Source organism: Natrialba aegyptia DSM 13077, from assembly GCF_000337535.1.
Taxonomy (GTDB): domain Archaea; phylum Halobacteriota; class Halobacteria; order Halobacteriales; family Natrialbaceae; genus Natrialba; species Natrialba aegyptia.
In genome coordinates, this window is the sequence record NZ_AOIP01000031.1 from 97,237 (window position 1) to 119,979 (window position 22,743).

The 22,743-nt window shown below is 63.7% G+C and carries 23 protein-coding genes; 12 read left to right on the forward strand and 11 right to left on the reverse strand.

The genetic code is table 11. The features are described 5' to 3' along the window. Positions 1 to 115 precede the first annotated feature (115 nt). Both C480_RS11620 and C480_RS11625 read left to right on the forward strand, forming a co-directional pair. Positions 116 to 1,012: a homoserine kinase gene (locus tag C480_RS11620; RefSeq protein WP_006665807.1), complete on the forward strand. Its 897-nt coding sequence runs from the start codon at positions 116 to 118 to the stop codon at positions 1,010 to 1,012. Positions 1,013 to 1,042: 30 nt separating this feature from the next. Then, positions 1,043 to 1,384 (forward strand): hypothetical protein, encoded by a 342-nt coding sequence (locus C480_RS11625; RefSeq protein WP_006665808.1) that lies wholly within the window; start codon positions 1,043 to 1,045, stop codon positions 1,382 to 1,384. A gap of 208 nt (positions 1,385 to 1,592) precedes the next feature. On the opposite strand, the gene pdxS is transcribed toward C480_RS11625, so the two are convergent. Further along, positions 1,593 to 2,501 carry a pyridoxal 5'-phosphate synthase lyase subunit PdxS gene (gene pdxS, locus C480_RS11630; RefSeq protein ID WP_006665809.1) on the reverse strand — a complete coding sequence of 303 codons (909 nt, stop codon included), beginning with the start codon at positions 2,499 to 2,501 and terminating at the stop codon, positions 1,593 to 1,595. Positions 2,502 to 2,702: 201 nt separating this feature from the next. Here pdxS and C480_RS11635 point away from each other — a divergent pair, with 201 nt between their 5' ends. After that, positions 2,703 to 3,467 (forward strand): DUF1405 domain-containing protein, encoded by a 765-nt coding sequence (locus C480_RS11635; protein ID WP_006665810.1) that lies wholly within the window; start codon positions 2,703 to 2,705, stop codon positions 3,465 to 3,467. 57 nt (positions 3,468 to 3,524) lie between these two features. On the opposite strand, the gene C480_RS11640 is transcribed toward C480_RS11635, so the two are convergent. From C480_RS11640 to C480_RS11665, 6 genes are all read right to left on the reverse strand, one after another. Further along, complete coding sequence (locus C480_RS11640; protein ID WP_006665811.1) at positions 3,525 to 3,893, reverse strand: hypothetical protein; 369 nt, start codon at positions 3,891 to 3,893, stop codon at positions 3,525 to 3,527. A gap of 185 nt (positions 3,894 to 4,078) precedes the next feature. Next, complete coding sequence (locus C480_RS11645; protein ID WP_083873373.1) at positions 4,079 to 6,865, reverse strand: valine--tRNA ligase; 2,787 nt, start codon at positions 6,863 to 6,865, stop codon at positions 4,079 to 4,081. A gap of 233 nt (positions 6,866 to 7,098) precedes the next feature. Continuing rightward, positions 7,099 to 8,010 (reverse strand): HFX_2341 family transcriptional regulator, encoded by a 912-nt coding sequence (locus C480_RS11650; RefSeq protein WP_006665813.1) that lies wholly within the window; start codon positions 8,008 to 8,010, stop codon positions 7,099 to 7,101. Positions 8,011 to 8,110: 100 nt separating this feature from the next. Further along, entirely contained in the window at positions 8,111 to 8,824 is a 714-nt protein-coding gene (locus C480_RS11655) for a hypothetical protein (protein ID WP_006665814.1), read from the reverse strand. Between the two features lie 44 nt (positions 8,825 to 8,868). After that, the gene (locus C480_RS11660) at positions 8,869 to 10,353 is read right to left on the reverse strand and encodes a sodium:solute symporter family protein (protein ID WP_006665815.1); all 1,485 of its coding nucleotides are present in this window, start codon (positions 10,351 to 10,353) and stop codon (positions 8,869 to 8,871) included. Further along, positions 10,350 to 10,667, reverse strand: coding sequence for a DUF3311 domain-containing protein (locus C480_RS11665; protein WP_006665816.1), 318 nt, complete (start codon positions 10,665 to 10,667; stop codon positions 10,350 to 10,352). Before C480_RS11665 ends, C480_RS11660 begins: the two co-directional genes overlap by 4 nt. A 175-nt stretch (positions 10,668 to 10,842) precedes the next feature. Between C480_RS11665 and C480_RS11670 the strand changes: the two genes are divergently transcribed. Together C480_RS11670 and dnaG are read left to right on the forward strand one after the other, a co-directional pair. After that, positions 10,843 to 11,856: an ArsR/SmtB family transcription factor gene (locus tag C480_RS11670; RefSeq protein WP_006665817.1), complete on the forward strand. Its 1,014-nt coding sequence runs from the start codon at positions 10,843 to 10,845 to the stop codon at positions 11,854 to 11,856. 222 nt (positions 11,857 to 12,078) lie between these two features. Continuing rightward, a complete protein-coding gene (dnaG, locus tag C480_RS11675) occupies positions 12,079 to 13,578 on the forward strand; it encodes a DNA primase DnaG (protein WP_006665818.1) in 1,500 nt (499 codons plus the stop codon). Between the two features lie 163 nt (positions 13,579 to 13,741). Here dnaG and C480_RS11680 read toward each other — a convergent pair whose 3' ends face one another. Next, positions 13,742 to 14,830: a hypothetical protein gene (locus C480_RS11680; protein WP_006665819.1), complete on the reverse strand. Its 1,089-nt coding sequence runs from the start codon at positions 14,828 to 14,830 to the stop codon at positions 13,742 to 13,744. 261 nt (positions 14,831 to 15,091) lie between these two features. Here C480_RS11680 and C480_RS11685 point away from each other — a divergent pair, with 261 nt between their 5' ends. After that, positions 15,092 to 15,370 carry a hypothetical protein gene (locus C480_RS11685; protein WP_006665820.1) on the forward strand — a complete coding sequence of 93 codons (279 nt, stop codon included), beginning with the start codon at positions 15,092 to 15,094 and terminating at the stop codon, positions 15,368 to 15,370. Between the two features lie 108 nt (positions 15,371 to 15,478). Here C480_RS11685 and C480_RS11690 read toward each other — a convergent pair whose 3' ends face one another. Further along, positions 15,479 to 16,864, reverse strand: a complete 1,386-nt coding sequence (locus tag C480_RS11690; protein ID WP_006665821.1) for a DUF92 domain-containing protein — start codon at positions 16,862 to 16,864, stop codon at positions 15,479 to 15,481. Positions 16,865 to 17,019: 155 nt separating this feature from the next. Here C480_RS11690 and C480_RS11695 point away from each other — a divergent pair, with 155 nt between their 5' ends. Continuing rightward, positions 17,020 to 17,625, forward strand: coding sequence for an undecaprenyl diphosphate synthase family protein (locus tag C480_RS11695; protein ID WP_006665822.1), 606 nt, complete (start codon positions 17,020 to 17,022; stop codon positions 17,623 to 17,625). 48 nt (positions 17,626 to 17,673) lie between these two features. Here the strand turns inward: C480_RS11695 and C480_RS11700 are convergent, their stop codons facing one another. Both C480_RS11700 and uppS read right to left on the reverse strand, forming a co-directional pair. Further along, positions 17,674 to 18,069, reverse strand: coding sequence for a DUF7344 domain-containing protein (locus C480_RS11700; protein WP_006665823.1), 396 nt, complete (start codon positions 18,067 to 18,069; stop codon positions 17,674 to 17,676). Positions 18,070 to 18,189: 120 nt separating this feature from the next. After that, entirely contained in the window at positions 18,190 to 19,170 is a 981-nt protein-coding gene (gene uppS, locus C480_RS11705; protein WP_006665824.1) for a polyprenyl diphosphate synthase, read from the reverse strand. Positions 19,171 to 19,336: 166 nt separating this feature from the next. Here uppS and C480_RS11710 point away from each other — a divergent pair, with 166 nt between their 5' ends. The 5 genes from C480_RS11710 to ahbB all read left to right on the forward strand — a co-directional run bounded on the left by C480_RS11710 (position 19,337) and on the right by ahbB (position 22,739). Then, complete coding sequence (locus C480_RS11710; RefSeq protein ID WP_006665825.1) at positions 19,337 to 19,741, forward strand: DUF5778 family protein; 405 nt, start codon at positions 19,337 to 19,339, stop codon at positions 19,739 to 19,741. Positions 19,742 to 19,825: 84 nt separating this feature from the next. Next, a complete protein-coding gene (locus tag C480_RS11715) occupies positions 19,826 to 20,335 on the forward strand; it encodes a hypothetical protein (RefSeq protein ID WP_006665826.1) in 510 nt (169 codons plus the stop codon). A gap of 346 nt (positions 20,336 to 20,681) precedes the next feature. After that, the gene (locus tag C480_RS11720; RefSeq protein ID WP_006665827.1) at positions 20,682 to 20,900 is read left to right on the forward strand and encodes a hypothetical protein; all 219 of its coding nucleotides are present in this window, start codon (positions 20,682 to 20,684) and stop codon (positions 20,898 to 20,900) included. Between the two features lie 193 nt (positions 20,901 to 21,093). Beyond that, complete coding sequence (locus tag C480_RS11725; protein ID WP_006665828.1) at positions 21,094 to 21,570, forward strand: SHOCT domain-containing protein; 477 nt, start codon at positions 21,094 to 21,096, stop codon at positions 21,568 to 21,570. Positions 21,571 to 21,650: 80 nt separating this feature from the next. Beyond that, positions 21,651 to 22,739, forward strand: coding sequence for a siroheme decarboxylase subunit beta (gene ahbB / locus C480_RS11730; RefSeq protein ID WP_006665829.1), 1,089 nt, complete (start codon positions 21,651 to 21,653; stop codon positions 22,737 to 22,739). Positions 22,740 to 22,743: the final 4 nt, after the last annotated feature.

Genomic DNA, 22,743 nt, shown 5'->3' on the forward strand with positions numbered 1-22,743 from the left:
CACTATAACTGAAACTGGAACTGGAACTGGAACTGGAACTGAAACTGGAATCGGCCCGCCATCGCGTTCGGTCCGGTCCGCTACCTTTTTGCCTGCAGTCTGGAAATGGGACGGCATGCTCACCGTGCGGGCTCCGGCGACGAGCGCAAATCTCGGCAGCGGCTTCGATGTCTTCGGTATCGCGCTCGGCGCACCCGCCGACATCGTTCGCGTCGAACGCGCGCCGGAAACGACGATCACCGTGACCGGCACCGGAAGCGAGTTCATTCCGGAGGACCCGGAAAAGAACACCGTCGGGGCCGTCGCGGACGCACTCGACGCCCCCGCTCGTATCGAGATCGACAAGGGCATCCGCCCGTCGTCCGGTCTCGGCTCCTCGGCTGCGAGCGCGGCCGGCGCAGCCGTCGCACTCAACGAACTCTACGACCGCGGCTACTCGCGCGACGAACTCGTGCCGATCGCCGCGGAGGGCGAAGCGCTCGTCTCGGGCGAGGCCCACGCCGACAACGTCGCACCGTCGCTTCTCGGCGGCTTTACCATCGTTTCCAATACCGATACCGGCAGTAACGTCACACAGGTGGACGCTTCCCTGCCGCTCGTCGTCTGTCTTCCCGAAACGACCGTCTCGACGCGCGATGCGCGTGACGTCGTTCCCGACCAGGCACCGCTTTCCGACATCGTTGACACCGTCAGCTGTGCCGCCACGCTCGCCGTCGGCATGGCCCGGAACGATCCCGAACTCGTCGGACAGGGCATGACGGACGAAATCGTCACGCCCGAACGCAGCGCGCTCATCGACGGCTACGAGGCCGTTCGAGAAGCCGCTCTCGATGCAGGTGCCACGGGCGTCACAGTCAGCGGTGCCGGGCCTGGCGTGCTCGCCGTTTGTCGCCACGACGACCAGCGAGGGCAAGTCGCCTCGGCGATGCTCGACGCCTTCGAGGCCGCAGGAATCGAGAGTCGCGCCTACCAAACGCGCGTCGGTGCGGGCGCACAGCTGTATCGGGAGTGAGTACGGTCGTCTCGCCGCGAGCAAGCACGAATGGGGACACGAATCGACGCGGCTCTCGCGGTACTCGTTCTCGCCGCCGTCGGCCTCACCTTCGCGATCGTCGATGTGTCGGTGTCGCTGCGTTCTGCCGCCGGTGGCGGGTGTGGAACGATCGCGTTCGAGTTCATCGCCGCTCGAGATCCCGCCCTCGTCCGCGAGTACTGGGAGCGGCCGGCCGTGCAGGTCACGGCGGTCGGCCTTGCACTCCTCGCGATCGTCGGCGGGGCGACGGTCGCACCCTCGCCCGTCCTCTCGGCGATGGCGGGCGCGCTGGTGACGTATCTCGGATTCTTGGGACTGACGCTCGCCGGACGCAGGCGAGCGAATTGGTGACAGAACTCGGTCGCTCTTCGGCTCGCTGTTCGCGTCGTTTTTCGGCACCTCTCTCGGGCGGAAGGTTACTTGGCTCGAGGAACTCGAACAGCGCATTCGATTGCTCGAACGGCAGATCGTAATGAACAGTAGTCGACTGGCGGGGCCGTCTGTACCGAGACCCCCAGGTCGATGGCTGGTTCGGTACTAACTTGACGGTGAACTCGTCTTAGACGCCCCGTCCCTGCAACTTCTCCTCTTCTGGCAGATCGGCGTTCGCGTCGCCCTTCATCCCTTTTCCGAGGTTCTTCGAAATCTCCACGAGCGTTTCGGGGTCGTCCCAGTTGTTCGTCGCCTGGACGATGGCCTCGCCCATCACGGGTGGATTCTCCGCGCCGAAGATGCCGCTGCCCACGAAGATACCGTCGCACTCGTGGTGCATCATGAGCGCCGCGTCTGCGGGCGTCGCGATCCCGCCGGCGGCGAAGTTGACGACCGGGAGACGACCCATCTCCGCGGTTTCGTGGACCAACTCGGCGGGTGCTTCGATCTCGCGCGCGTAGGCCTCGCGCTCCTCGTGAGTCATGCCCTCTAACTCGCGGATCGCGCCCTTGATCGTCCGCTGGTGGTGGACGGCCTGGTTGACGTCGCCGGTGCCGGCTTCGCCCTTGGTACGGATCATCGCCGCACCCTCGTTGATTCGGCGCAGTGCCTCGCCGAGGTTGCGCGCGCCGCAGACGAAGGGTGCCGTAAAGTCGCGCTTGTCGATGTGGTAGGCGTCGTCGGCGGGCGTAAGAACCTCGCTCTCGTCGATCATATCGACGCCGACGGCCTCCAGGATCTGGGCTTCCTTCGTGTGCCCGATGCGGGCCTTGCCCATCACCGGGATGGAAACTTCCTCGACGATCTCCGCGACATCGGCGGGGTCCGCCATGCGAGCGACGCCGCCGCGCTTGCGGATATCTGCGGGGACAGCTTCCAGCGCCATGACGGCGACTGCACCAGCGTCCTCGGCAATACGGGCCTGTTCGGGGTTGACGACGTCCATGATGACGCCGCCCTTTTGCATCTGTGCGAAGCCGCGCTTGACGAGGTCGGTCCCGCGTCGCAGTTCCTCGAGATCGGTGGTCTCGGTCATAGTGTGGCGTTTTCACCCATCGCACTTACGCGTGTCTGTTGCGGATACGTCTCTGTTACAACTCGTTTACCGTGGTCCGAAATAGATCGACTCGCGTCCATCATTATCGGGTTATATTGAATACCGTTCAGTGTTTGAAACTCCACTCGCACCTAATCGCTACTGTTTTGCGGACTCCGTCCGTCGAACTGGACGAAACCGATGACTCCGTCGACCAGGCCGTCGACCCGCGATCGCGATCGATTGCCGCGGTATCTCGCCCCTGTTCCGCGATCGATCGAAAATCTGGGACTCCGCCTCGCGTGGCTCGTCGTGGCGATCAATCTCGCCGGAACGGCCTTCGGGTTTTGGTACTACTCCGGCCAGTTCGCCGGAACGCCACCGGCACTGTGGCCGTGGGTTCCCGACAGTCCAATGGCGACCCTGCTCATTGCGCTCGCGATCGCCGCCTGGAAACTCGGCCACGAACTCCCGTGGCTGACCGCACTCGCGTTCTTCGGGAACGTGATCCTCGGCCTCTGGACGCCGTACACGCTGCTCGCGTTCGCCGACGCCTACGCCTCCCTCGATCCGCTCATGTACCAGTTCCTGTTCTGGAGCCACCTCGCGATGGTCGTCCAGGCGTTCGTCCTCCACCGCATCACCGACTTCCCCGTTCGAGCCGTCGCCGTCGCACTCGTCTGGTACGCGAGCAACCTCCTCGTCGACTACTTCGTCCCGGTCGCCGGCGACCTCCATCACACGATCATCCCCGTGGCGCGTGATACCCCCATGTTCCTCGGAGCCGACGCCCTCGGCGTCGTCGCCGGCGGCGAAGTCACGTTCACCCTCCTCGCTCTCTTTCTCGCGCTGGCGACGCGCATCAAGCACTGCGAACGCGAACTCGACCGGGAGCGGGCGACTCAAGCGGCGTCCGAGGCAGAAACGGAACCGGCTGGCGGCGTCGAGAGCACGACGCGACCGTAACGGACGGCGGCCACACCTTCTCGGAAACGAGTTCTGGAAAACGAGTTCATCGTCCGACTACTCGAGTTCAGCTGTCCGAACGCGGTAGTACTGACCCCGGAACTCGTAGAGACCGTCGCTGTCGTGCCCGAACGCCGGATGCGTGCCGTTGTATTCCTCGATACGAACGGTGGATACGTCGCGCTCGGCTGCGAGTGCGACCGCATCCCAGAGTTGGCTGTGCCGGAGCAGTTGCTCCGTGATCAGCCGCCGTGGCTCCGTCCCGCCGTCCGGTTCGTCGACGACCTCGAGTTCGAACTCGCACAGTCGCTGATACTCGTCGTTGGGATCGCCGCGCGTCGAGGTGGTGATAAGGGTGTCGGTATCGCCGTCGCCCTCGTCATCGAGTTCGGTGTCCGCGATCGCGTCCGTCGGCGTCAGTGTCAACTACTCGGCCTCGAGTTCGAACGTCGTCGCGAACGCAACCCGTCTTCAAGAGGATACGGATAACTAAAAGAACGATTTGACCGCCGGTTTCGTCCGGTTCCGGTCAGCACCAGCATCGGAAATTTCCCGCCGGTTCCGTTGCTGAACTCGAAGCGAAGCGAGGCCAGCGAGTTCGTCGCCGTCGATTAGTCGACGATGACGACCGCCGACTCGGTCTCGATCATGTCCCCTTCGCCGGAGTAGGTGCGTTCGAGTTCGACCTCGAATAACTCGTCGTCGAGTTCTTCGCCGGCGACGCGGAGCACGTCGGCGTCGCGGTCGATCTCGTACTCGCCGCTTTCGATGCCGGCGTCGATGTCGCCGACTTTGGAGCCGAACTTCGGTCCGAGCGTCGAGTAGTCGAGATCGATCGAAGCGACTTCGGTGGTGACCTCCGGTTCGGTCTCGAGGACCGCGAGGTCCTGCACGTGCATCACGTTCTGGATGGCGTCCTCGAAGCCCTCGATCGGGCCGTAGACGGAGACCGATTCGAGGTCGGCGTTCAGCGGCAACTGGTGCTCGCTCTTGTAGCGTCGGAGCGCGCCGATGACTTCGAGTGCGGTCTCGCCGGCTTCGAGGTCGGCCTCGTAGCCCTGCGGGCTGGGCCAGTCGCGAGTGTGGATGCTCGTGTCGTCGAGAGCAGCGTCACCGTCCGCGTACACCGCCTGCCAGATCTCCTCCGTCACGTGCGGCAGGAACGGGGCCCAGAGTTCGAGGAAGGTTCGGTGTGCGGTCCGCAGCGCGTACTGCGTCGAGGGATTGTCCTCGCGGCCCTTCGCGATTTCGAGGTAGTCGTCGCAGAAGGTGTTCCAGAAGAACGTGCGCAGGCGGTCGCGCGCCTTGGCGAACTCGTAGTCCTCGAACTGCGCGGTGAGTTCGTCGACCGCGTCGTCCAGTTCGGCGAGCAGCCAGCGGTCGATCGGCTCGAGTTCAGCTGGCTCCTCGGGTTCGCCAGGTTCGGCGGGCGCGAGCGTGTCGACGAGTTTCGAGGCGTTCCAGAGCTTGCGAAGGAGTTTCTCGCCGGCGCGCAGGTCTTTCTCCTGGTACGGGAAGTCGTCGCCGACGGCGGCGCTCGCCGTCCAGAAGCGCACGGCGTCCACCGGATACTCCGCGAGGACCTCGTCGGGGGCGACGATGTTCCCTTTGGATTTGGACATCTTCTCGCGGTTCTCGTCCAGCACGTGGCCGTGGATCATCGTTGCGTCGAAGGGCACCTCGCCGGTGTGCTCGTAGCACTTGACGACGGTGTGGAACAGCCAGAACGAGATGATGTCGTGACCCTGGGGGCGCAGATCGAACGGGTAGAGTTCCGGCTTGTCCATCGTGAACGCCTCCGCGTCGGCGTCCCAGTCCCAGCCGGCATTGATGAGCGGCGTCAGCGAGGACGTCGCCCACGTGTCGAAAACGTCCTCCTCAGCGCTGAACTCGTCGTGGCCGCATTCGGGACAGGCGTCGACCGGCGGCTCGTCGGAAAGCGGGTCGACCGGGAGATCTTCCTTTGCGGCCATGATCTCGTGGTCGCACTCGGCGCAGTACCAGACCGGGAACGGAATCCCCGAGTCGCGTTGGCGCGAGATGAGCCAGTCCCACTCCAAGCCCTCGATCCAGTGCTTGTAGCGGGTGAACATCTTCTCGGGGTACCAGTCCATCTCCCGGCCGGCCTCCAGGTACTCCTCCTTGTGGTCCAGAATCTCGACGTACCACTGCTTGGAGACGCGGAACTCGACGGGCGTGTCACAGCGCTCGTGGACGCCGACGGCGTGCGTGATCTCCCAGCGGTCGCGCAGGTACCCGTCGTCGTCTAAGTCCTCGACGATGGCCTCGCGCGCTTCTTCCGTCGAGAGGCCCTCGTAGTCGCCCGCCAGGTCGGTCATCGTCGCCGACTCGTCGATGGCGACGCGAAGCGGCAGGTCGTGGGCCTGGTACCACTCGATGTCGTTCTGGTCGCCGAAGGTACAGCACATGACGACGCCGCTTCCCTTCTCCATGTCGACGCGGTCGTCCGCGATGATCGGCACCTCGTGGCCGAAGATCGGCACGCGAGCCGTCTCGCCGACGAGATCCTGATTGTCCTCGTCGTCCGGGTGGACGAAGACGGCGACGCAGGCCGGGATGAGTTCGGGTCGCGTCGTGGAGATGATGAACTCGTCGCGGTCCGCACCGTCACCGACGACGTCGAACGCGATGTCGTTGAAGTGCGAATGCCGCTCGTCGTCTTCCATCTCGACCTGGGAAATCGCCGTCTCGCACTCCGGACACCAGATCGCAGGGGCCTTCTTTCGGTACTCCCGGCCCTTCTCGTAGAGATCGAGGAAGGACAACTGGGAGATCCGCTGAACCCGCGGCTCGATCGTCTTGTACGTGTTCGACCAGTCGATCGAGGTGCCGAGGTTTTGCATCTTCTCGGTGAACTCGGCCTCGTACTCCGTACAGACCTCGCGGCAGAGTTCCTGGAACTCGCGGCGCTCGTAGTCCTGGTGGCGGATGTCGAGTTCTTTCTCGGTCAGGCGCTCGCTCGCGATCCCGTTGTCGTCGTAGCCGAACGGAAACAGCACGTCGCCGTCCGCCATCCGCTGGAACCGGGCGGCGAAGTCCTGCAGGGTGGAGCCGTAGAGGTGGCCCATGTGCAGACTGCCCGAGACCGTCGGCGGCGGCGTGTCGATGGCGTAGACGGTGTTCGGATCGCGTTTGGGGTCGCTCTCGTAGGCGTAAATCTCCTCGTCGACCCAGCGGTCCTGCCAGCGCGACTCGACCGTTTCGGGGTCGTAGCCGCCCTCAAGCGATGGTTCGGGGTCTTCGTCCGTTTGTGCGTCCATACTCATGCTCTCACCGCCCGAATCGGGCGTCGTCGATACGTCGTCAGTGCGATGTAGCAGTGACTGTGATCCATTGCTGATACCGGTCGTTGCTCGGTGAATGCTGGTCGCCGACAATACATCCGTCGAAACAGGGTGGGGATAGGGGGCTACGGGGCCCCTACGAACACCGTCTCGCGCGGGCCGTCAGACTGACTGGCCACGGGCACGACCGCGACGGAATCGGTCATACAGTGTTATTCCATCGGATCGGTGTTAGGTGTTTCGCGTCGTAGCGGCCCGATTGCCGCCTGATTGCCGTCGTCGATACCGTGCCCGTCACTGGTCCTCGAGGAACACCGATCCGGCGGTCACTGGGCCTCCGAGTTCCCCGAGTGTGCCCGCACCCACAGTTCGCCGATCCGGGAGAGGCGCGTTCGGTAGGACTTCCCGTGTTCCTCGCGCTCGATGTACTCCTTGCCGCCCGGCCCGAGTCGGTCGACGTTGTAGATGACCTTCGAGCGGAAGCTATCGGTGTACTCCTCGTTTAACTCGCGGGCCAGCGACTCCGCGAGTTCGGAGACGGAGTCGAACTCGCCGTCTTCGCCGAGTTTGTAGAGGATCAGTTCCTCGAACGGTTTGACGTTCGAGAAGGAGGTGACGGGAAGTTCGACGATGTGGCTGCCGCCGATCTCCTTCGCGCCGATCGTCGTGCCGCGTTCGTCGAACTCGTCAAGGAGGTCACGGGCGCTTTCGAGACGGGTTGTAAGCCGTTCTGCATCGAGGTCGGTGGCGTCGCTGTCGGCATCGATCGCTTCGAGGAGGTCGATCTGTTCGCGCAGTTCCTCGGCGAGTTCGGTTTCGAGGTACTTCTCGGGGGCGGTGTAGTAGGTGTGGATCTGCTCGCGGTCGTCCTCCCGTTCGACCATCAGCGAGTTCGCGGCGGTCGCGAAGGCGAAGCTCACGGTCCGGGGCATCGCGGCGACGTTGACCCAGACCTCGTTGCCGCGGTCGAGTTCGGCGGTGATGCGGTTGTAAGCCTGCTCGAAGGCTTCGTCGTAGTCGTAGACGTCTTCGAGCACGAACCGTTCGGTTTCGGCCCCCAGAAGGCTCCGAAAGTCGGTTTCGAGTTTCTCCGAGAGGTGCCGGGAGTACTCGACGTTGGCCTCGCTGCCGACGGCTCCCTCGAGAAGGATGACGCTGTCGACGTCGATCTGATCGCGGACGAGCGGGGCGATCAGCCGGTCGTAGTCGAAGCCGACCGGGACGATGTGCGTTTGCATGGACCCGACTTGGGTGGGTTCGCCCCTAACAGTATTGGTGTCCGGCGGGACCACACTGGTGCGACGGAACCACCTAGTACGACAGGGCTATCCACATTGACTAGTCGTCGGTGTGTTCTTCCTCGTCTTCGTCCCGGCTGAACTCGACGGTCCGAACGAGTTCGGAAATCGTCTCGCGGTCCCGTTCGGGAGCGGTTTCGATGGTCCCGCTTGCGACGGTGATCGATTCGAGCGGAAGGATGCCGCCGGCGACGCCGTAGCTCGTTTCGGTCGGCCAGACGGCGACGTTGGCTTCGGCGTCGAGGTGTGCGAGCCCGGTGCCGTCCGTCGCGTTGTCCGTGCTCCCGGACTCGGTTTTGGTTTCGGTTTTGGTTTCGCCCCCGTCACCGCCCTTTCGGTCGCCTCGATCGCTCGCCGAGGCGGGGATCGGATAGGCTACGTCGAGGACGTACCAGCGGCCCGCCTTCCCGTTCGGGCCCTCGAACTCGAGCGTCTCTCGGGTGCCCTCGATCGTCAGTCCCTCATCCCTGAGGGTTTCAGCGAACTGTGCTTTCGCCTTCGGCGCGGCTTTCGAGAGCGCAGCGTCGGGCGCGATGCCGACGGTCGACAGCGACGGGGAAATCGACAGATCAACGGCGAACAGCGATCGGAGCGGGACGTCGCTCGGACCGAGCGAGGCGGCGGGCGTCGTCTCGGCCGGCTCGTACAGCGTCGTCTCGGCGGTGATCGACGCCACCAGGACGGTGGTTTGTCCGGTTCGAGTGCCGAGCGGTCGCCAGGTTTCGGCAAGGGCTGCAGGGAGATCGGTTGGCATCGCCCGTGGATACGGCGGTGGGTCCTTTCGGTGTGTCGCTCTCGTCACTCCGCGCCGGTCTCGTTCCTATCGAAGTACAGCGCGCGTCGTTCGGCCGCCGCCGGCGTCGTCACCAGCGACACCGCGACGGTCGCGGCCAGTCCGAGTGCCATGCCGACGACCCCGGCCGACCATCCCGCGTACGTGCCGGGAACGACCGTCGCAAAGTGACTCAACAGATAGAACGCCTGACTGAGGAGGATTCCGGCTCCGATCCCCGCTCGCGTCGTCCGCCGCCAGTAGAGCGCGGCCAGTACCGGCAGTGCGAGCTGGGCGAATCCGCTAAAGGCCGCATCGCCGAGTTCGAACAACGTTGCCGGGTTCACGAGGCTGACGAGGAACGCCGCCGTCGCGAAGACGACGACGCCGATACGGGCGAGCAGATCTTCGCGCCGGTCTGATACGTCGCGCGAGCTGAACTCGGCGAGCGGGCGGTAGAGATCCCGCGTGAAGTACGACGAGCCGGACAGCAACATCGAGTCCGAGGACGACATCATCGCGGCCATCGCGCCGGCGATGACCAGCGCGGCGAACCAACCTGGGGTGAACTCGGTGAGGACGATAGGGAAGACGTTTCCGTCGGCCGGAACCGTCACGTCGAGACCGTGCGCCCACGCGCCGATCATGAACGAGGGGACGAACAGGAGCACGCAGAGAATCGGCCAGAGCGCGAACGATCGCTTCAGAACGGTCCGCGAGCCGGCGGCGAAAAAGCGCTGGTTGACCTGCGGGAACATGGCGACGCCGAAGCCGATCACGAGCGCCCTCGAAAGCATCCATTGGGGCGTGTAGTGGTCGCTTCCGAGCGCGACGTGAGCGGCCGCCTCGGTTTCGAGTGCCGCCGTGGCGCTGGTCGGTCCGCCGACGACAGTCAGGAGCCAGAGCATCGCGATCCAGGTGGCGACGAGCATGAACGCGCCCTGCAGGGTGTCGGTCCAGGCGATCCCGCGCATCCCGGCGAGGACGACGTAGAGGATCATAAACGCCGTGATCAGCCCTGCGCCCGCCCAGTACGGTATCGCGCCGTCGGTCAGCGTTTCCAGGGCCGTGCCGGCACCGACCTGCTGAAGCATGACGTACGGAAAGAGCCAGAGCAGACTGACGGCCGCGATAATGCCCCGAAGAAGCCCGGAGCCGAATCGATCGCCGAGCATCTCGCCCAGCGTAACGTAGTCGTACTGCTGGCCGAGGAGCCACTGTTTGTAGCCGATGGCGTACCAGAGGATGGCGAAGATGATGCCGTCCATCAGCCCCATGACCAGTATCCACTCCGGTCCTTCGTGGTAGGCGATGTTCGGGCCGGCGAAGAACGTAAACGCCGAGAGTAGCGTGGCAAAGGTCGTAAAGAGGAGAACGACCGTTCCGAGCGTTCGGCTCGCGAGGTAGAAGTCTGCCGCGGTTCGTTCCGTCAGTCGGTACGCGCTGAGTCCGATCAGCAGCGCCAGCACGAGATAGCCGACGACGATCCCGAGTTGTGCCGGCAGCGTCACGGTGGCTCACCTCGCCGCTCAGATTCGAGTTCAGCGTCGGCCGGTTTTGGTTTCGATGTCCGTTCTGATTCCGGTCCCGAATTCGAACTCGGACTCGGATCCGGTCCCGGTTCAATGCCGATACCGAGTCCCCACGCACGGCGGGCGAACTGCCGGAAGACGACCGACGCGAGCCCCATCCAGCCAACGTGCCACCAGAGCCATACGGGCAAGCCGGCGACGACGGTGCTGTTCCCCCACAGGAACCACGGAATTGCGAGCGCACAGAGGACGATGCCGACCGCGATCCAGCCGGCGAGTTCGAGAGACCCCATACCCGCTGGTCGCAGCCTCATCGAGTAATAACTTTCCTTCGACAGCCGGTATTGAAGACATATAGTATTCGATACGGTAGGTCGGCTCCCTCTTGCGTTTTCTCGTAGGTGAAATCGCTCTTTCACGTAGGAAAAGGGGTATATGTGTCGGCGAGAGAATGAGAATACGACCGATATGGCCCGTCTGTTTCCACGCCGGAGCGAGACACCCGCCCAGGACGGGCAACCCCGAATCGTCGATCTCGAGGGCGAGGACGCTGACGCGGTATTCAGCGCGCTGTCTTCGACGACGGCTCGCCAAATCTACTCCTGTCTCGATGGGGAGCCTGGAACGCCGAGCGATATCGCCGAAGCGATCGATTCGTCGATCCAGAACGTTCGGTACCACCTCGAGAACTTAGAGGACGCCGGTCTCGTCGAGGTTGTCGACACCTGGTACTCCTCGCGCGGCAACGAGATGAGCGTCTACGCCACGACCGACGGACCGTTGATCGTGACGAGCGACGAGTCGACCGGCTCGCGGCTCAAAACGGCTCTCTCGCGCCTTATTGGCGGAGTCGGCGCGCTCGCCGGCGGAAGCCTGCTCGTTCAGTACGGCGTGGCTCGGTGGGCCGGAGCATCGTCTACCGGCGGGCAGTCGGCACCGTTTTGGAGTTCGGACGATTCGGCTTCATCGGATCAAGGTGATTCGACGGGGTCAGACCGGGAGACCGGCGAACAGGGAAGCGGCAGTGGGGGTGGAAATCAAGCAGAGTCGACGAGCGGTGATGCGGATGCCGGCGCCGGAACTGATTCGAACAGTAGCGGTGCCGATGATACGGACGTCGAGATTGCAGGAACCGACGGCGATCATTCAAACGGAACTACCGGTTCGAACGGAACGAGCGACGCGGCCGACGGCGGTACCGGTACCGACGCCACTCCGAACGACTCGCACAACACCACCGGCACCGACACGTCCGATCCGGGCGCATCCCACGGCGACACCGGAGGCAACGACGGGATCATCGATCACGTTCACGATTTCGCGACCGATATCGTCGATCACGTGCAGGGATTCGCAACCGACGTTACGGACCCCCTTCTGACGAACATGCCGCCGGGACTACTCTTTTTCCTCGGCGGGCTCACCGTCTTGCTCGCCGTCACGGCCTACTGGTACTGGTTCTCCCCCCGTCCCGTCCGCTGACCGGCCGGCTCGGAACGATCGCCCTTTGCCGGTTCCGCACACAAATAGCCAATTTACGTATGTTTTATGTACTGATAGCCGACACGTCGTTCGATCCCCAACCGACCGAACAGCAGTTTCGCATGTCAACAGCTATTTGCCGCTCACGAACCAATTATTCAGTAAACCGGTCTCTGCACGCGTCTCTCGCGTCACCGCGCCCCACACCGGGGCAGATCTCCCATGGAAGACACCTCGAAATACCTCATTCACGCGGACGTCACGGCTGACGGGGTCGTCGAGCGCAGCGACGTCGTCGGCGCTATCTTCGGGCAGACCGAAGGCCTGCTCGGCGACGAACTCGATCTGCGCGATCTCCGTCAATCACAGAAAGTCGGCCGTATCGATGTTGAAATCACGAGCACGCAGGGCCAATCCCACGGTAACGTCACCATTGCGACGAGTCTGGACAAAGTCGAAACCGCGACGCTCGCCGCCTCGCTCGAAACGATCACTCGCGTCGGCCCCTGCCGGGCAACCCTCGACGTCAGCGAAATCGAAGACGTACGGGCAGCCAAACGCAAGGAAGTCGTCGACCGCGCGAAGGAACTGCTCCGGACCGGCTTCGACGACTCCGTCATGTCCTCCGAAGAAATCCTCACCGAGGTGCGCCAACACGTCCGCGTCGAAGACATCACCGAATACGACGGCTTCCCCGCCGGTCCACGCGTCACCGACAGCGACGCCATCATCGTCGTCGAAGGCCGCTCTGACGTCCTTACCCTGCTCAAGTACGGCGTCAAAAACGCCATCGCCGTCGAAGGCACGAACGTCCCCGACCCCATCGCCGACCTCACGACCCACCGCACCGTCACCGCGTTCCTCGACGGCGACCGCGGCGGCGACCTCATCCTCGAAGAACTCTCACAGGTCGGTGACGTCGACTACGTCGCCTTCGCCCCCTCGGGCACCTCCGTCGAAGAACTCGACCACCACCAACTGTTCGCCGCCCTCCGGAACAAGGTCCCGTATGATACCGTTTCAGGACTCAACGAACCCCGCGAAGCCATCGCCGCAACCGACGGCAGTACGAGTCCCGCTCCCGCCCCCGGATCTGATACCGGCCCCGGTCTCAACAGCGAGTCTCCCGTCAAATCCCCCCGCGGTACTGATACTGCATCCAACACCACCGCCGAAGGCACTTCCCACACATCTGGACCTCCCTCGTCCGCAAAGGCGGCCGGTTCCCAGAACACAACCGAGAACACACTCGCCGAACCCACAACGGCTACCGACCCCTCGACGACCGAGGACGATGCCGAAACACACGGCAACGCCGACACGGCGTCCCCGCCCGCCCCGAACGCACACGCTCGCCAATCCGACTCTGCGACGGCCGACGACCAGTCGCTCGAAACGGTATACGAACACGCAACGGCGATCATCCGCTCGGACACCGACCGCGTTCGGTTTCTCGATGCCGAGAACGATATCATCGCGGAAACGGACGCGAGTTCAGTGGGAGACGAACTCGCTGAACTCGAGTCAGAACCAGAGTCGAAGTCGGAGTCGGTCCCGACGACGATCGTGTTAGATGGGATCCTCAGTCAACAGGTGCTCGATCTGGCGGCCGATCGAGGCGTCGAGCGGATTATCGCGCGGTCGCTGGGGCAGTTTACGAAGCGACCGACGAGCGTACAGATTCACGCGGTAGAAGACGTCGCGTCCGAACCGCCGGAGTAGGATCTCGGTGGTGGCTCTCCGGGTTGCGTACGTTCTATCCCACTCTATCGGACGAAGATGGACGGCGAGATTACGTGCCGGCCATATACGGCCCAACGCGCTGTGAAAGAGTTCCTTCGCATCCTCCATCCGTCACTATCCGTTGTCGCTGTTGCAGTCGAGTTCAGCGCTCGATACCGATGGTCGCGGCGTGAGCCTGCAGGGCCGTCTCGGTGTCGACGGTGGCGGTGGCGCGGAACAGGCGGCTGCCGCGCTCGCGTTCGACGCGGACGTTCCGGAGCGCAGCGGCGTCCTCGCGGTCCGTTTCGAGCGCTGCTGCGACGGTGTCGGTCGATAGCTGTGACGGATCGGCGACGACGCCGTAGGTTGCCGTCGTTCGGTCGGCCGAATGCACCGTCGCAGCGGTTCCGATGGCCTCGGCTGCATCGATAACGGAGAACAGTGCGTCCGTTTCTGACGCCCCGTCGAGTGCGTATTTGAGGAGGGCGCGAGTTCGGCCATCGAGCGTGCCGGCACCGACGACGTCTCCCGAGAGCGTCCCTGCGAGTTCGTGGGCGGTCGTCCGGCGCGGGAGGGTCGCTGCCGTCGGCGTCGACGCGGTCGTCGACGCGGACGCCGTTGCCGTTGCTGACAGCGACGACTCGCCTGCCCCACTCTCGAGGGCCGCGTCGACGTGGGTGAGAGCGGGTGACTGCGTTCTCGTTCCGGTCGCCGACCGCGCGTCGTAGCCGAGGACGACCGCACCGTCCGCGAGCGCGACGGCGAACTCGTCGTCGACGAACCGTTCGGCGGACCGAGAGGACGGCTGGCCGTCCCCGGACTCTGCAACGGCGGTGAACTCGCGGTCGGTTAGTTCCGCACGGAGCGCGGGTCGGGAGAGCGAGCCGGTGACGACGGCCGCGCCCGCAAGGGGGGTGGCACCTGCAACGGTCGCAGTGCCGGTGGCGTGCTCGAGATCGGTGAGTGAGACGCCGTCGAGTCGCCGTTCGAGTTCGGCGATGAGCGGCTTGAGGTGGGTTGGAATGCGGGCGGCCTGGAGGGCGGTGCGGTTGGCGCTGGCGGTGAGGGTCGTTCCGGCCGACGAGCGGTCGGTCCGACTGGCGGTGTGTGTCGCGGTTCCCTTGGCGCCGGTATTTGCCGGACTAGTCCGTGCGGACGATTGCGTTCGGTCGCTGCCGGCGGCCTGACCGATCAACGAGAGGCTGCCGAGGGCCGCAGTCGCGCGCCGAACGAATGTACGTCTCGATCCCATACCCGATGTCTCGACCGGGCGTATATATACCGGGTGGCGTAGATTCCGAGCGAGAAAACGCGTGGCGTATCGGCGTGTTGGCGTTGGTTCCGTGTTGTAATCGCAGTTGCAATTGTCGGCGTGAGTACTCGTTCTCGTTTCCCGCCTCGATTACGGATCGGAAAGCAGTACAGCGGCAACGCATCATCGCGACAGACGAGAACAGGAGCGGAACGGTAGACTTATCATTTCGCCTTCAGAATTGCCCATCTAGGTTTCGTAATGGAACTCAAGCAACTGTTTTCCGAGCCGAATGGGTGGGAAGCGGCTCGCATATCGCTTGGAAGTTCACTCGCGTTCTTCAGTATCTACGCCTATTTCGAACTTCTACATGCTAGCGGGACAGTCGCGACGCTTGTACTCGGGGCCGCAACGGGGATGTCCGGGATCGCTGAACTGCTCCCAACGGACCACCGATACGTAGCGAGTGCCCTGCGGGTAACTGCGCTCGGAATCCTCGTCATCCTGGTAGTACTGTCACTGTGGAGGCTCGTCTCGTAATAGCGGCGGCAGCCGGTGACGTTGCTCCGTCCGGAACTCTTCTGTCCGGATGGAGGGGTCACTCTGGCTGCCGTTCTCGTTGTGAGATGCGGTTTCGATCTCTCGCGGTCACCCGAGCACGGCGATCGGGATCATGAGCAGCGCACAGACGAGCGCACCGGCTAACGTCGCGAGGAAGTTGACGCCCTGATTGCCGAGGACCGACCCTTCGAGGGTCGCCCCCAGTAGGCTATCCACTGTCATTCCGGCGACACCGGCTGCAACGATGATCACCGCGCCGATGGGATCGACGACGGGAAAGAGGACGTAGCTCAGGCCGGCGACGATGGCTGCGCCAAGGAGACCGGCAACTTCGCCCTGCCAGGTGACGCCGCCGTCGGTGCCGGGATCGACGGGCTCGAGCGTCGTGATCAATCGCGGCGTCTCGAAGACGCTCCCGACCTCGCTCGAGAGCGTGTCGCTCATCGCGGTTGCGACGGAGCCGGCGAAGGCAAAGAGAAAGAGTTCGGCGCTGATCGACAGGAGGGCAGTTGAACTCGCGGCGTAGCCGAGGACGGCGGCGATGGCGACGGCGGCGTTGCCGAGGACGTTACCGCTGCCGCGAGCGCCGTTGTTCTCCTCGGCGACGCCGAGTTCCTCCTTCCGGGTGTAGCGGAACTTGGTCGAGAGGCCGCCGATGCCGAAGAAAGCGATGAGGACGACGAACCAGTTGTAGTCGCCGAGAACGACCGTCAACAGGCCGAGGAGGATGCCGGTGATCATGCCGGCGATGGAGGCGGTATCGAGGGCGTAGGAGACGTAGCCGAGCGCCACGGTCACTGCGAGTGCGCCGACGATTTCGATCGCTCCGAGTTCGGGTCCGAGCTCGGCCAGCAGCCAGAGCAGGAGGCCGACCGAGAGCATGACGACGGGGTCGTCGTAGATCAGGAAGGCGTCGCGGAGAAGGGCGGCGAGGAGCGCGCCGCTTGCGGCGAGAAAGAGGACGGTCGGGAGTCGGGGCTCGATGGGGACGTTCGTCAGGGCGTAGACGGCGGCCTGGCCGGCGACGGCAGCGGCGGTTGCGACCAGGCAGAATCCGGTGACGGCGGCGATTTCGTTGTCAGTGTCGCTGTCGGTATTGGTATCGGTATCGCTGTCTGCGTCTGTGCCCGCCGCCGTCCGAGCGCGGACGAGTCGCTCGGCGAGGTTGCCGTAGCCGACGAGGACGACGGTCCCGACGAAGACAGAAAGCGGCATCGACGATCCGACCGCCAGAAGGCCAAGGACGACGGCCGAAAGGACGAATGTGATGAGTCCGTAGAGGCGACCGTCCTCGTAGTCGCCGGGGTAGGCAAGCGCCTCGAACGCCGGGCCGGTAACGTCGGTAACGAGAAATGCACCGAGCAGAACGACAGCCGCGACGCCCGTTGCAATCGCCGGCCCGGCAAGCGGTACGGCGAGCGAGAGCGTACTGAGGGCCGCGAAGACGCCGGCTCGCCGAACGGGTGATGTCACGATATCGGTGTCTTTCTGTGGCGGTTACTTGAAGGTTCCCGAACACGCTTCTTCCCGTGTTTCACCGGCGACAGTTCCTGTACCTGTGATCTGGGACGAGTCCCGCCGTCAACCGGTCCCGTAACCTGTATGGCATCTCACGAAGAAGCCAACGTGTGGGACTGTACGAACGGTATCTCGCCCGTCGGATTCGCCAGTACGATGCCGCTCCACCCGAGCACATCGCACTCGTCATCACCGAGCGGGACCTCCTCGAACGCGGCGCCTACGAGACGCTCGTCGACTTCTTCGAGTGGGCCTTCGAGTACGCCACTCGAGTGACCGTCTACGTCAGCGTCCTCGACGCCGCGGCCGTCCCGGCGCTCCGTCGTGAACTCGAAACGATCGACGCCCCGCGCGAAGTTGCGGTCCGCGGCCCCGACGACCGGACACCGGCGGATGCCTCCATCCAGATCGGAATCGGTCTCGGCGGCAAACACGAGTTCACGAGCGCGGTCCGGACGCTCGCAGAGCGCGTTGACGACGCTTCGCTCGACCCGGAGGCGATCGATGACGAGCGCGTCGAGAACCATCTGGTGTTTCCGTCGGAGCCGGATCTCGTGATCAAAACGGGTGCAGAGCGCCTCTCGGACTTTATGATCTGGCAGTCGGTGTACTCTGAGCTGTACTTTACGGACATCAATTGGCGGGACTTTCGCAAGCGGGACTTCCTGCGAGCGGTTCGGGAGTACTGCAATCGGTCGCGACGGTTCGGCCGTTGAGTCGTCGGGCTGTTTCTCCGCGACTTGCTGGCTTGGCACGCCGGGCGGTCAGTACGCGTAATCAGACCGCGTCGAGGCGGTCGAGTCACGGGTTTCGTCGACGGGAGCGAGCAGGCTTTCTGCGCGTGGATGGTCGAACGCGACGACCGGTTGATCCATTCGAACGATACCCGAGCGTGCATCGTACTCGAGAATACCGAAATCCTCGAGTTTCGGCAGGACAGTGTGGACGAGTTCGATCTCGATCGATTCGGGGGAGTCGTCGTCCCACTGGGCGAGCGTCTCGCTCAACCAGTCGACCGAAACGGGCGTTTCACACGCTGAGAGGACGTGGAGTGTGATACGAAGCCGGACGTTCGCGAGGAGCGTATAGGCCTCGTCGAGTGGCACGTCCGTCAATCGTACGAACCGTTGGACGTCGACGGGAGCACTGCGAGACGACATTCAGCTACTATTGTCATACTAATTAATAAAATACTTCTGGTTATCTAGTTGACGTATCATCGGTAATCCATCGCTTCTCCGGCGATAACTCCGGGGATGGACGGGCGAAACGTCTCCGGATCAGTCAGCCGCGCGACTACTCGAATCGAGGCCGTCCCCATCTGTCCCGCTGGCGTCGTCCGATTCGCGAACGGCCGTCGCATCGATGTCGTCCTCGTGCGGGCGCTCGCCCGTCGGCAGTGAGTCGCGAAACCGGTTGACGATCGATTGGGCTTCGGTTAGTTCCGTCTCGCTGACGGCTCCGAGGAGGGCGAGCGCTCGTCGGGCTCGCGTGCGACGCCAGGATTCCGCGCGGTGTTCGTACGTCCGAATCCCGCGCAGGAAGTCCGCCTTCGAGAACTCGGGCCAGTAGGGCGTACAGAAAAAGACGGCCGCCTCGTTGCCGTTTGCGTGCCAGGGGAGGAAATTCGACGTGCGCTCGGCGCCGCCGGTGCGAATGATCAGGTCGACGTCCCGGACCGGCTGATCGTACAGCCGCTGTTCGATGGTCTCGACATCGATCTCGTCGGGATCGAGTTCACCCGCCTCGACATCGTGTGCGACACCCCGCGTCGCTTCGAGCAGTCGAGATCGACCGCCGTAGGCGAGCGCAATATTGAGGACGAATTGGTCGTAGCCCTGCGTTTTTCCCTCGGCGTAGTCGACGGCGTCTCGGACCCGGTCGGGGAGCATCTCCGTTTCGCCGATGACGCGAATACAGACGTCGTTGTCGTGGACGCGGTCGGCGTCGGCGAACTCGTACAGTTTGTCACAGAGGAGGTCGAACAGCGCCTCGTTTTCCTCGTCCGCCCGTTCGAAATTCTCCGTCGAGAAGGTATACAGCGTCAGTTCTTCGACGCCGATATCCTGGCACCACTCGAGAACTCGTTCGGTCGTCTCGGCACCGGCGCGGTGGCCGTCGTGGGCGTCTCCGCCGTTCTGTCGCGCATACCGCCGGTTACCATCCTGAATCACCGCGACGTGGGTCGGCGCACCGGCGATTTCACGGGAAAGTAACCGCTCGTAGACGGCATCGACGTGCTGACGGAACCACCGCTTCATCGATTGACGAGACGGTATCGAGGATTATGTGTCTTGTGTGGTATTCTCCGACAGTGAGAGCCCGTGGCTCTGACGCACGATCGACTGCAGGGGCTGTCCGATATCGATCGAGCGGGCTGCAACTGAATCGTGATGGCTATCTGTCCGCAGGTTCTCGAGTCAGCCAATGGCTAACGCGATCGACGACGATCTGTACCAGCGGACCAAGGCGCTGCTCGAACCGGGTGACGTTCGACTCAACGGCGCGATCGTTCACACCGAGTACGACGGCAGCGAGGACGTACAGATGATGCAGGCGACGATCGACGCCGGCGACATAATCGCCGAGCATTCCGGATACGATCCGCAGGACTGCTACGTCTACTCCGGCAACGACGACACGGACTTCTCCTCGAACCAGCACCAGGGACTCACGCTGGAGGACGAGGCGTTCGTCTGGGAGTGCCAACAACTGCTCCGCGAGGGGAGTTTCGACATCGTGATCTACTACGAGGCGAGCGCCGACCACGAGGCGATCCTCGCAGATATCGAGGCGTTGGGCTTCGACGTGACCGGTGTCGAAGGCAAGTAGACGGGATCGATCTCCGTTTCCAGTTAGCTTCCGATACAATCAGGATCAAAGATACTTTAGTGCCGTTCTATCCTACCGTTGCGTATGGGTTCATACGTGAGCGGCGTCGGCTCTTGCATCCTCGGTCTCGTCGTTTCGCTCCTCCACCTCTCACCGCCGTACGCAATCCAGCGGATCGTCGACGGCACTTGGTGGTGGTTCCCGCAACTCGAGCCGGTCAGCCACACGCTCATCCTGTACCATTCGGTCGTCGGTGCCGCTACCTTCGCCCTCGGCGTCGTCGGCATCTTCGCGCTCAGCTACCGGGCCGGCGCTGAACTCGAGTTCAGTGCGGACGCTCGTCGGTTGGCACTGGTCGTTGGTCTCGGTAGCGTGATCGGGTATGCGCTGCCGGTTATCGCCGTCGTCGTCCTGTCGGTGGTCGACGGTGGAACGGCGCTGGGTGGGGTGAGAATGCCTCTGTCTCTGTCTCTGTTGCAGGTTACCGGACAAACGATCGGATTCGGAATCCAATCGGCGTTGATCGGCTTCGCCGGCGCGGCGTTCGCGCATCAATCTGCGAACTCGAATCGGCGCACATCTGCCAACGCCTGAGCGGTGCGTTTACGGACGAAGCCGGAATCGACAATCGGTATCTCCAAGCGATCGGTCGATCTTCTGCGGCGTGAGACAGTAATTGAGGAGCAGAACGGGATCCTTCCCGCCGCTCAGCGGTAGATATAGATCATTACCGATCAACAATTAGGACGGAAGCCATAACAGGGTACGAAAGTGCCCCGGATGCAGGAACATCCGAGACGTGGCTTCCAATCGCGGCTGAAGCCATGATTGCGTACATTCTCACGGGATATAAACATCCCGCACGCCTGATGCATCGTCACAAACAGCGAGCAGCGGCGCTATTCTCCGAGAGAGCCAGAGCAACGGGGTGGCAGTCGGTATGACCGACGAGTTCGCGTCGGATCGGTCGACCGCCGGAACGGACAGCGGCTCGGACAATAGTGCCGACCGAGACGACAGCGCCGGTTCGGACGACCGGCGGCGCTGTCCCCGCTGCGACACGCCCATCCTGCGGACCACCGTGATCGGCCCGACCGAGGCAATCGCCGGCCCCTGCGGCTGTCGCGTCGCCCCGCCGGTCCCCGACAGATCCGACTAAGCCACCGCACAACTCGGCCCGCAATCGCGACGCGCGACCGATACCGAACGCCGCAACCGAACTCAACCTGAACTCGAACGCGGGTGATCTGCACTTTCACCACCGTAACGGGCGATACGTGCAGCGCTCCGCCGAGTCGTCGAAACCGACCGGAGCCGAAGGTATATGCGTCCCTGTCACAAATGTCAATAGTATGGACCTACCCGACAGGTTCCGCGACCTGCCGGCGTGGGCGGCGGTGCTCGCTTCCGTACTCGGGCTCATGGTCGTTCTGACCGGGCTTTCGATGGTTCTCGGGATCGTGTTTGCGGGTATCGCCGTCGGGATGGAACTCGGGAGCCCCATGCTCGGCGTTCTCGCCGCACTGCTCGGTCTCGCCATCGTCACCGTTCCGACCATCGCGGTCGTGCTGGCACTGAGAGGCGGTGAGGACGAACGCGATGGCGGTCACGGTGCACGATCTGATGACGCGTCCGACGGTCGGGTTGCGACACTCAGAGAGCGATACATGGCCGGCGAGATCGATGACGAGACGTTCGAACGACGGGTTGATGAACTCCTTTCCGGCACGGATGCAACCGCCGCTGGGACCGAACGAGAGTCGAGTCGGCGTCGCAATCACGCCGCCGACCGTGCGGACGAGACGCGGACACCGGAACGAGAGCGATAACTGAACCGGCCGAACACGTACGCCAGCGGTCGTTCGATCACCCCGATTGGCTTATGCACCGCCAGTCGTGAGTACATCATATGACACCCGAGGTCGACCTCACGGACCGCGAACGGGCCGTCGTCAACGCCTTTCAGGGCGGCTTTCCCGTCGTCGACCGGCCGTTCGAACCCGCCGCAGCGGCCGTGCGCGAACGCGGGGTCGACATCACTTCGACCGAACTCCTCGAAACGATTCGCGACCTGGACGACCGCGGCGTTCTCTCCCGGTTCGGCCCGCTGGTCAACGCCCAGGAGATCGGTGGCACGGCGACGCTCGTCGCGATGCACGCCCCCGAGGACCGGTTCGACGAGATCGTCGAGCGGGTCAACGACCACCGCGAGGTCGCGCACAACTACGAGCGCGAGCACCCGCACTTGAACGTCTGGTTCGTCGTCTCAGTCGCCGAGGAATCGCGCGTCGAAGAAGTGCTCGCCGCGATCGAGGACGAAACCGGACAGGAGACGTACAACCTCCCCAAACAGCACGAGTTCCGCGTCGAGGCGAAGTTCTACGTCGACGGTCCGCTTTCGCCGGCCGACGCGGGCGATCCGACCGACGCCGGCATCGACCTCACGGAACTGGGTCCCGACGTCTCGCCGCGCGACGAGTCCACGCTGTCGCCCGCCGAACGCGACCTCGTCCTCGAAATTCAGGATGGCCTCCCGCTCACCGACACGCCGTACGCGGACGTGGCCGCCGCCATCGAGCAGGATCTCGAGTGGGTCCTCGAGACGACGAAGCGGTTCGAACGCGAGGGGAAGATCCGCCGCATCGGCGTCGTCCCCAACCACTACGCGCTCGGCTACACCGAGAACGGCATGACCGTCTGGAACGTCCCGGACGAACTCGTCCCCGAAGTCGGCCCCGAGATCGCCGCGCTCCCCTTCGTCACCCACTGCTACCAACGCCCGCGCCACGACGGCGTCTGGCCGTACAACTTCTTCGCGATGACCCACGGCCGCAGCGAGGCCGAGAGTCAGCGTCGTATCGAGCAGGTTCGCGAGACGATGGCCGAGTTCTGGGACGTGACCGACGAGGACTGGGACTCGCTGTTCTCGACGCAGATCCTGAAGAAGACCGGGATTCGACTCGACGAACGCGCCGCGGCGAACACGCGCACGGAGTAACTGC

Excerpts from the sequence above, each read along its gene's own strand:
- C480_RS11710 (WP_006665825.1), top strand. The coding sequence starts at position 19,337 with ATGGCTAACGCGATCGACGACGATCTGTACCAGCGGACCAAGGCGCTG.
- C480_RS11715 (WP_006665826.1), top strand. The coding sequence starts at position 19,826 with ATGGGTTCATACGTGAGCGGCGTCGGCTCTTGCATCCTCGGTCTCGTC.
- C480_RS11650 (WP_006665813.1), bottom strand. The coding sequence starts at position 8,010 with ATGCAAACGCACATCGTCCCGGTCGGCTTCGACTACGACCGGCTGATC.
- dnaG (WP_006665818.1), top strand. The coding sequence starts at position 12,079 with ATGGAAGACACCTCGAAATACCTCATTCACGCGGACGTCACGGCTGAC.
- C480_RS11620 (WP_006665807.1), top strand. The coding sequence starts at position 116 with ATGCTCACCGTGCGGGCTCCGGCGACGAGCGCAAATCTCGGCAGCGGC.
- C480_RS11700 (WP_006665823.1), bottom strand. The coding sequence starts at position 18,069 with ATGTCGTCTCGCAGTGCTCCCGTCGACGTCCAACGGTTCGTACGATTG.
- C480_RS11725 (WP_006665828.1), top strand. The coding sequence starts at position 21,094 with ATGGACCTACCCGACAGGTTCCGCGACCTGCCGGCGTGGGCGGCGGTG.
- C480_RS11635 (WP_006665810.1), top strand. The coding sequence starts at position 2,703 with ATGACTCCGTCGACCAGGCCGTCGACCCGCGATCGCGATCGATTGCCG.
- C480_RS11670 (WP_006665817.1), top strand. The coding sequence starts at position 10,843 with ATGGCCCGTCTGTTTCCACGCCGGAGCGAGACACCCGCCCAGGACGGG.
- C480_RS11665 (WP_006665816.1), bottom strand. The coding sequence starts at position 10,667 with ATGGGGTCTCTCGAACTCGCCGGCTGGATCGCGGTCGGCATCGTCCTC.
- ahbB (WP_006665829.1), top strand. The coding sequence starts at position 21,651 with ATGACACCCGAGGTCGACCTCACGGACCGCGAACGGGCCGTCGTCAAC.
- C480_RS11720 (WP_006665827.1), top strand. The coding sequence starts at position 20,682 with ATGACCGACGAGTTCGCGTCGGATCGGTCGACCGCCGGAACGGACAGC.
- C480_RS11685 (WP_006665820.1), top strand. The coding sequence starts at position 15,092 with ATGGAACTCAAGCAACTGTTTTCCGAGCCGAATGGGTGGGAAGCGGCT.
- C480_RS11680 (WP_006665819.1), bottom strand. The coding sequence starts at position 14,830 with ATGGGATCGAGACGTACATTCGTTCGGCGCGCGACTGCGGCCCTCGGC.
- pdxS (WP_006665809.1), bottom strand. The coding sequence starts at position 2,501 with ATGACCGAGACCACCGATCTCGAGGAACTGCGACGCGGGACCGACCTC.
- C480_RS11625 (WP_006665808.1), top strand. The coding sequence starts at position 1,043 with ATGGGGACACGAATCGACGCGGCTCTCGCGGTACTCGTTCTCGCCGCC.
- C480_RS11655 (WP_006665814.1), bottom strand. The coding sequence starts at position 8,824 with ATGCCAACCGATCTCCCTGCAGCCCTTGCCGAAACCTGGCGACCGCTC.
- uppS (WP_006665824.1), bottom strand. The coding sequence starts at position 19,170 with ATGAAGCGGTGGTTCCGTCAGCACGTCGATGCCGTCTACGAGCGGTTA.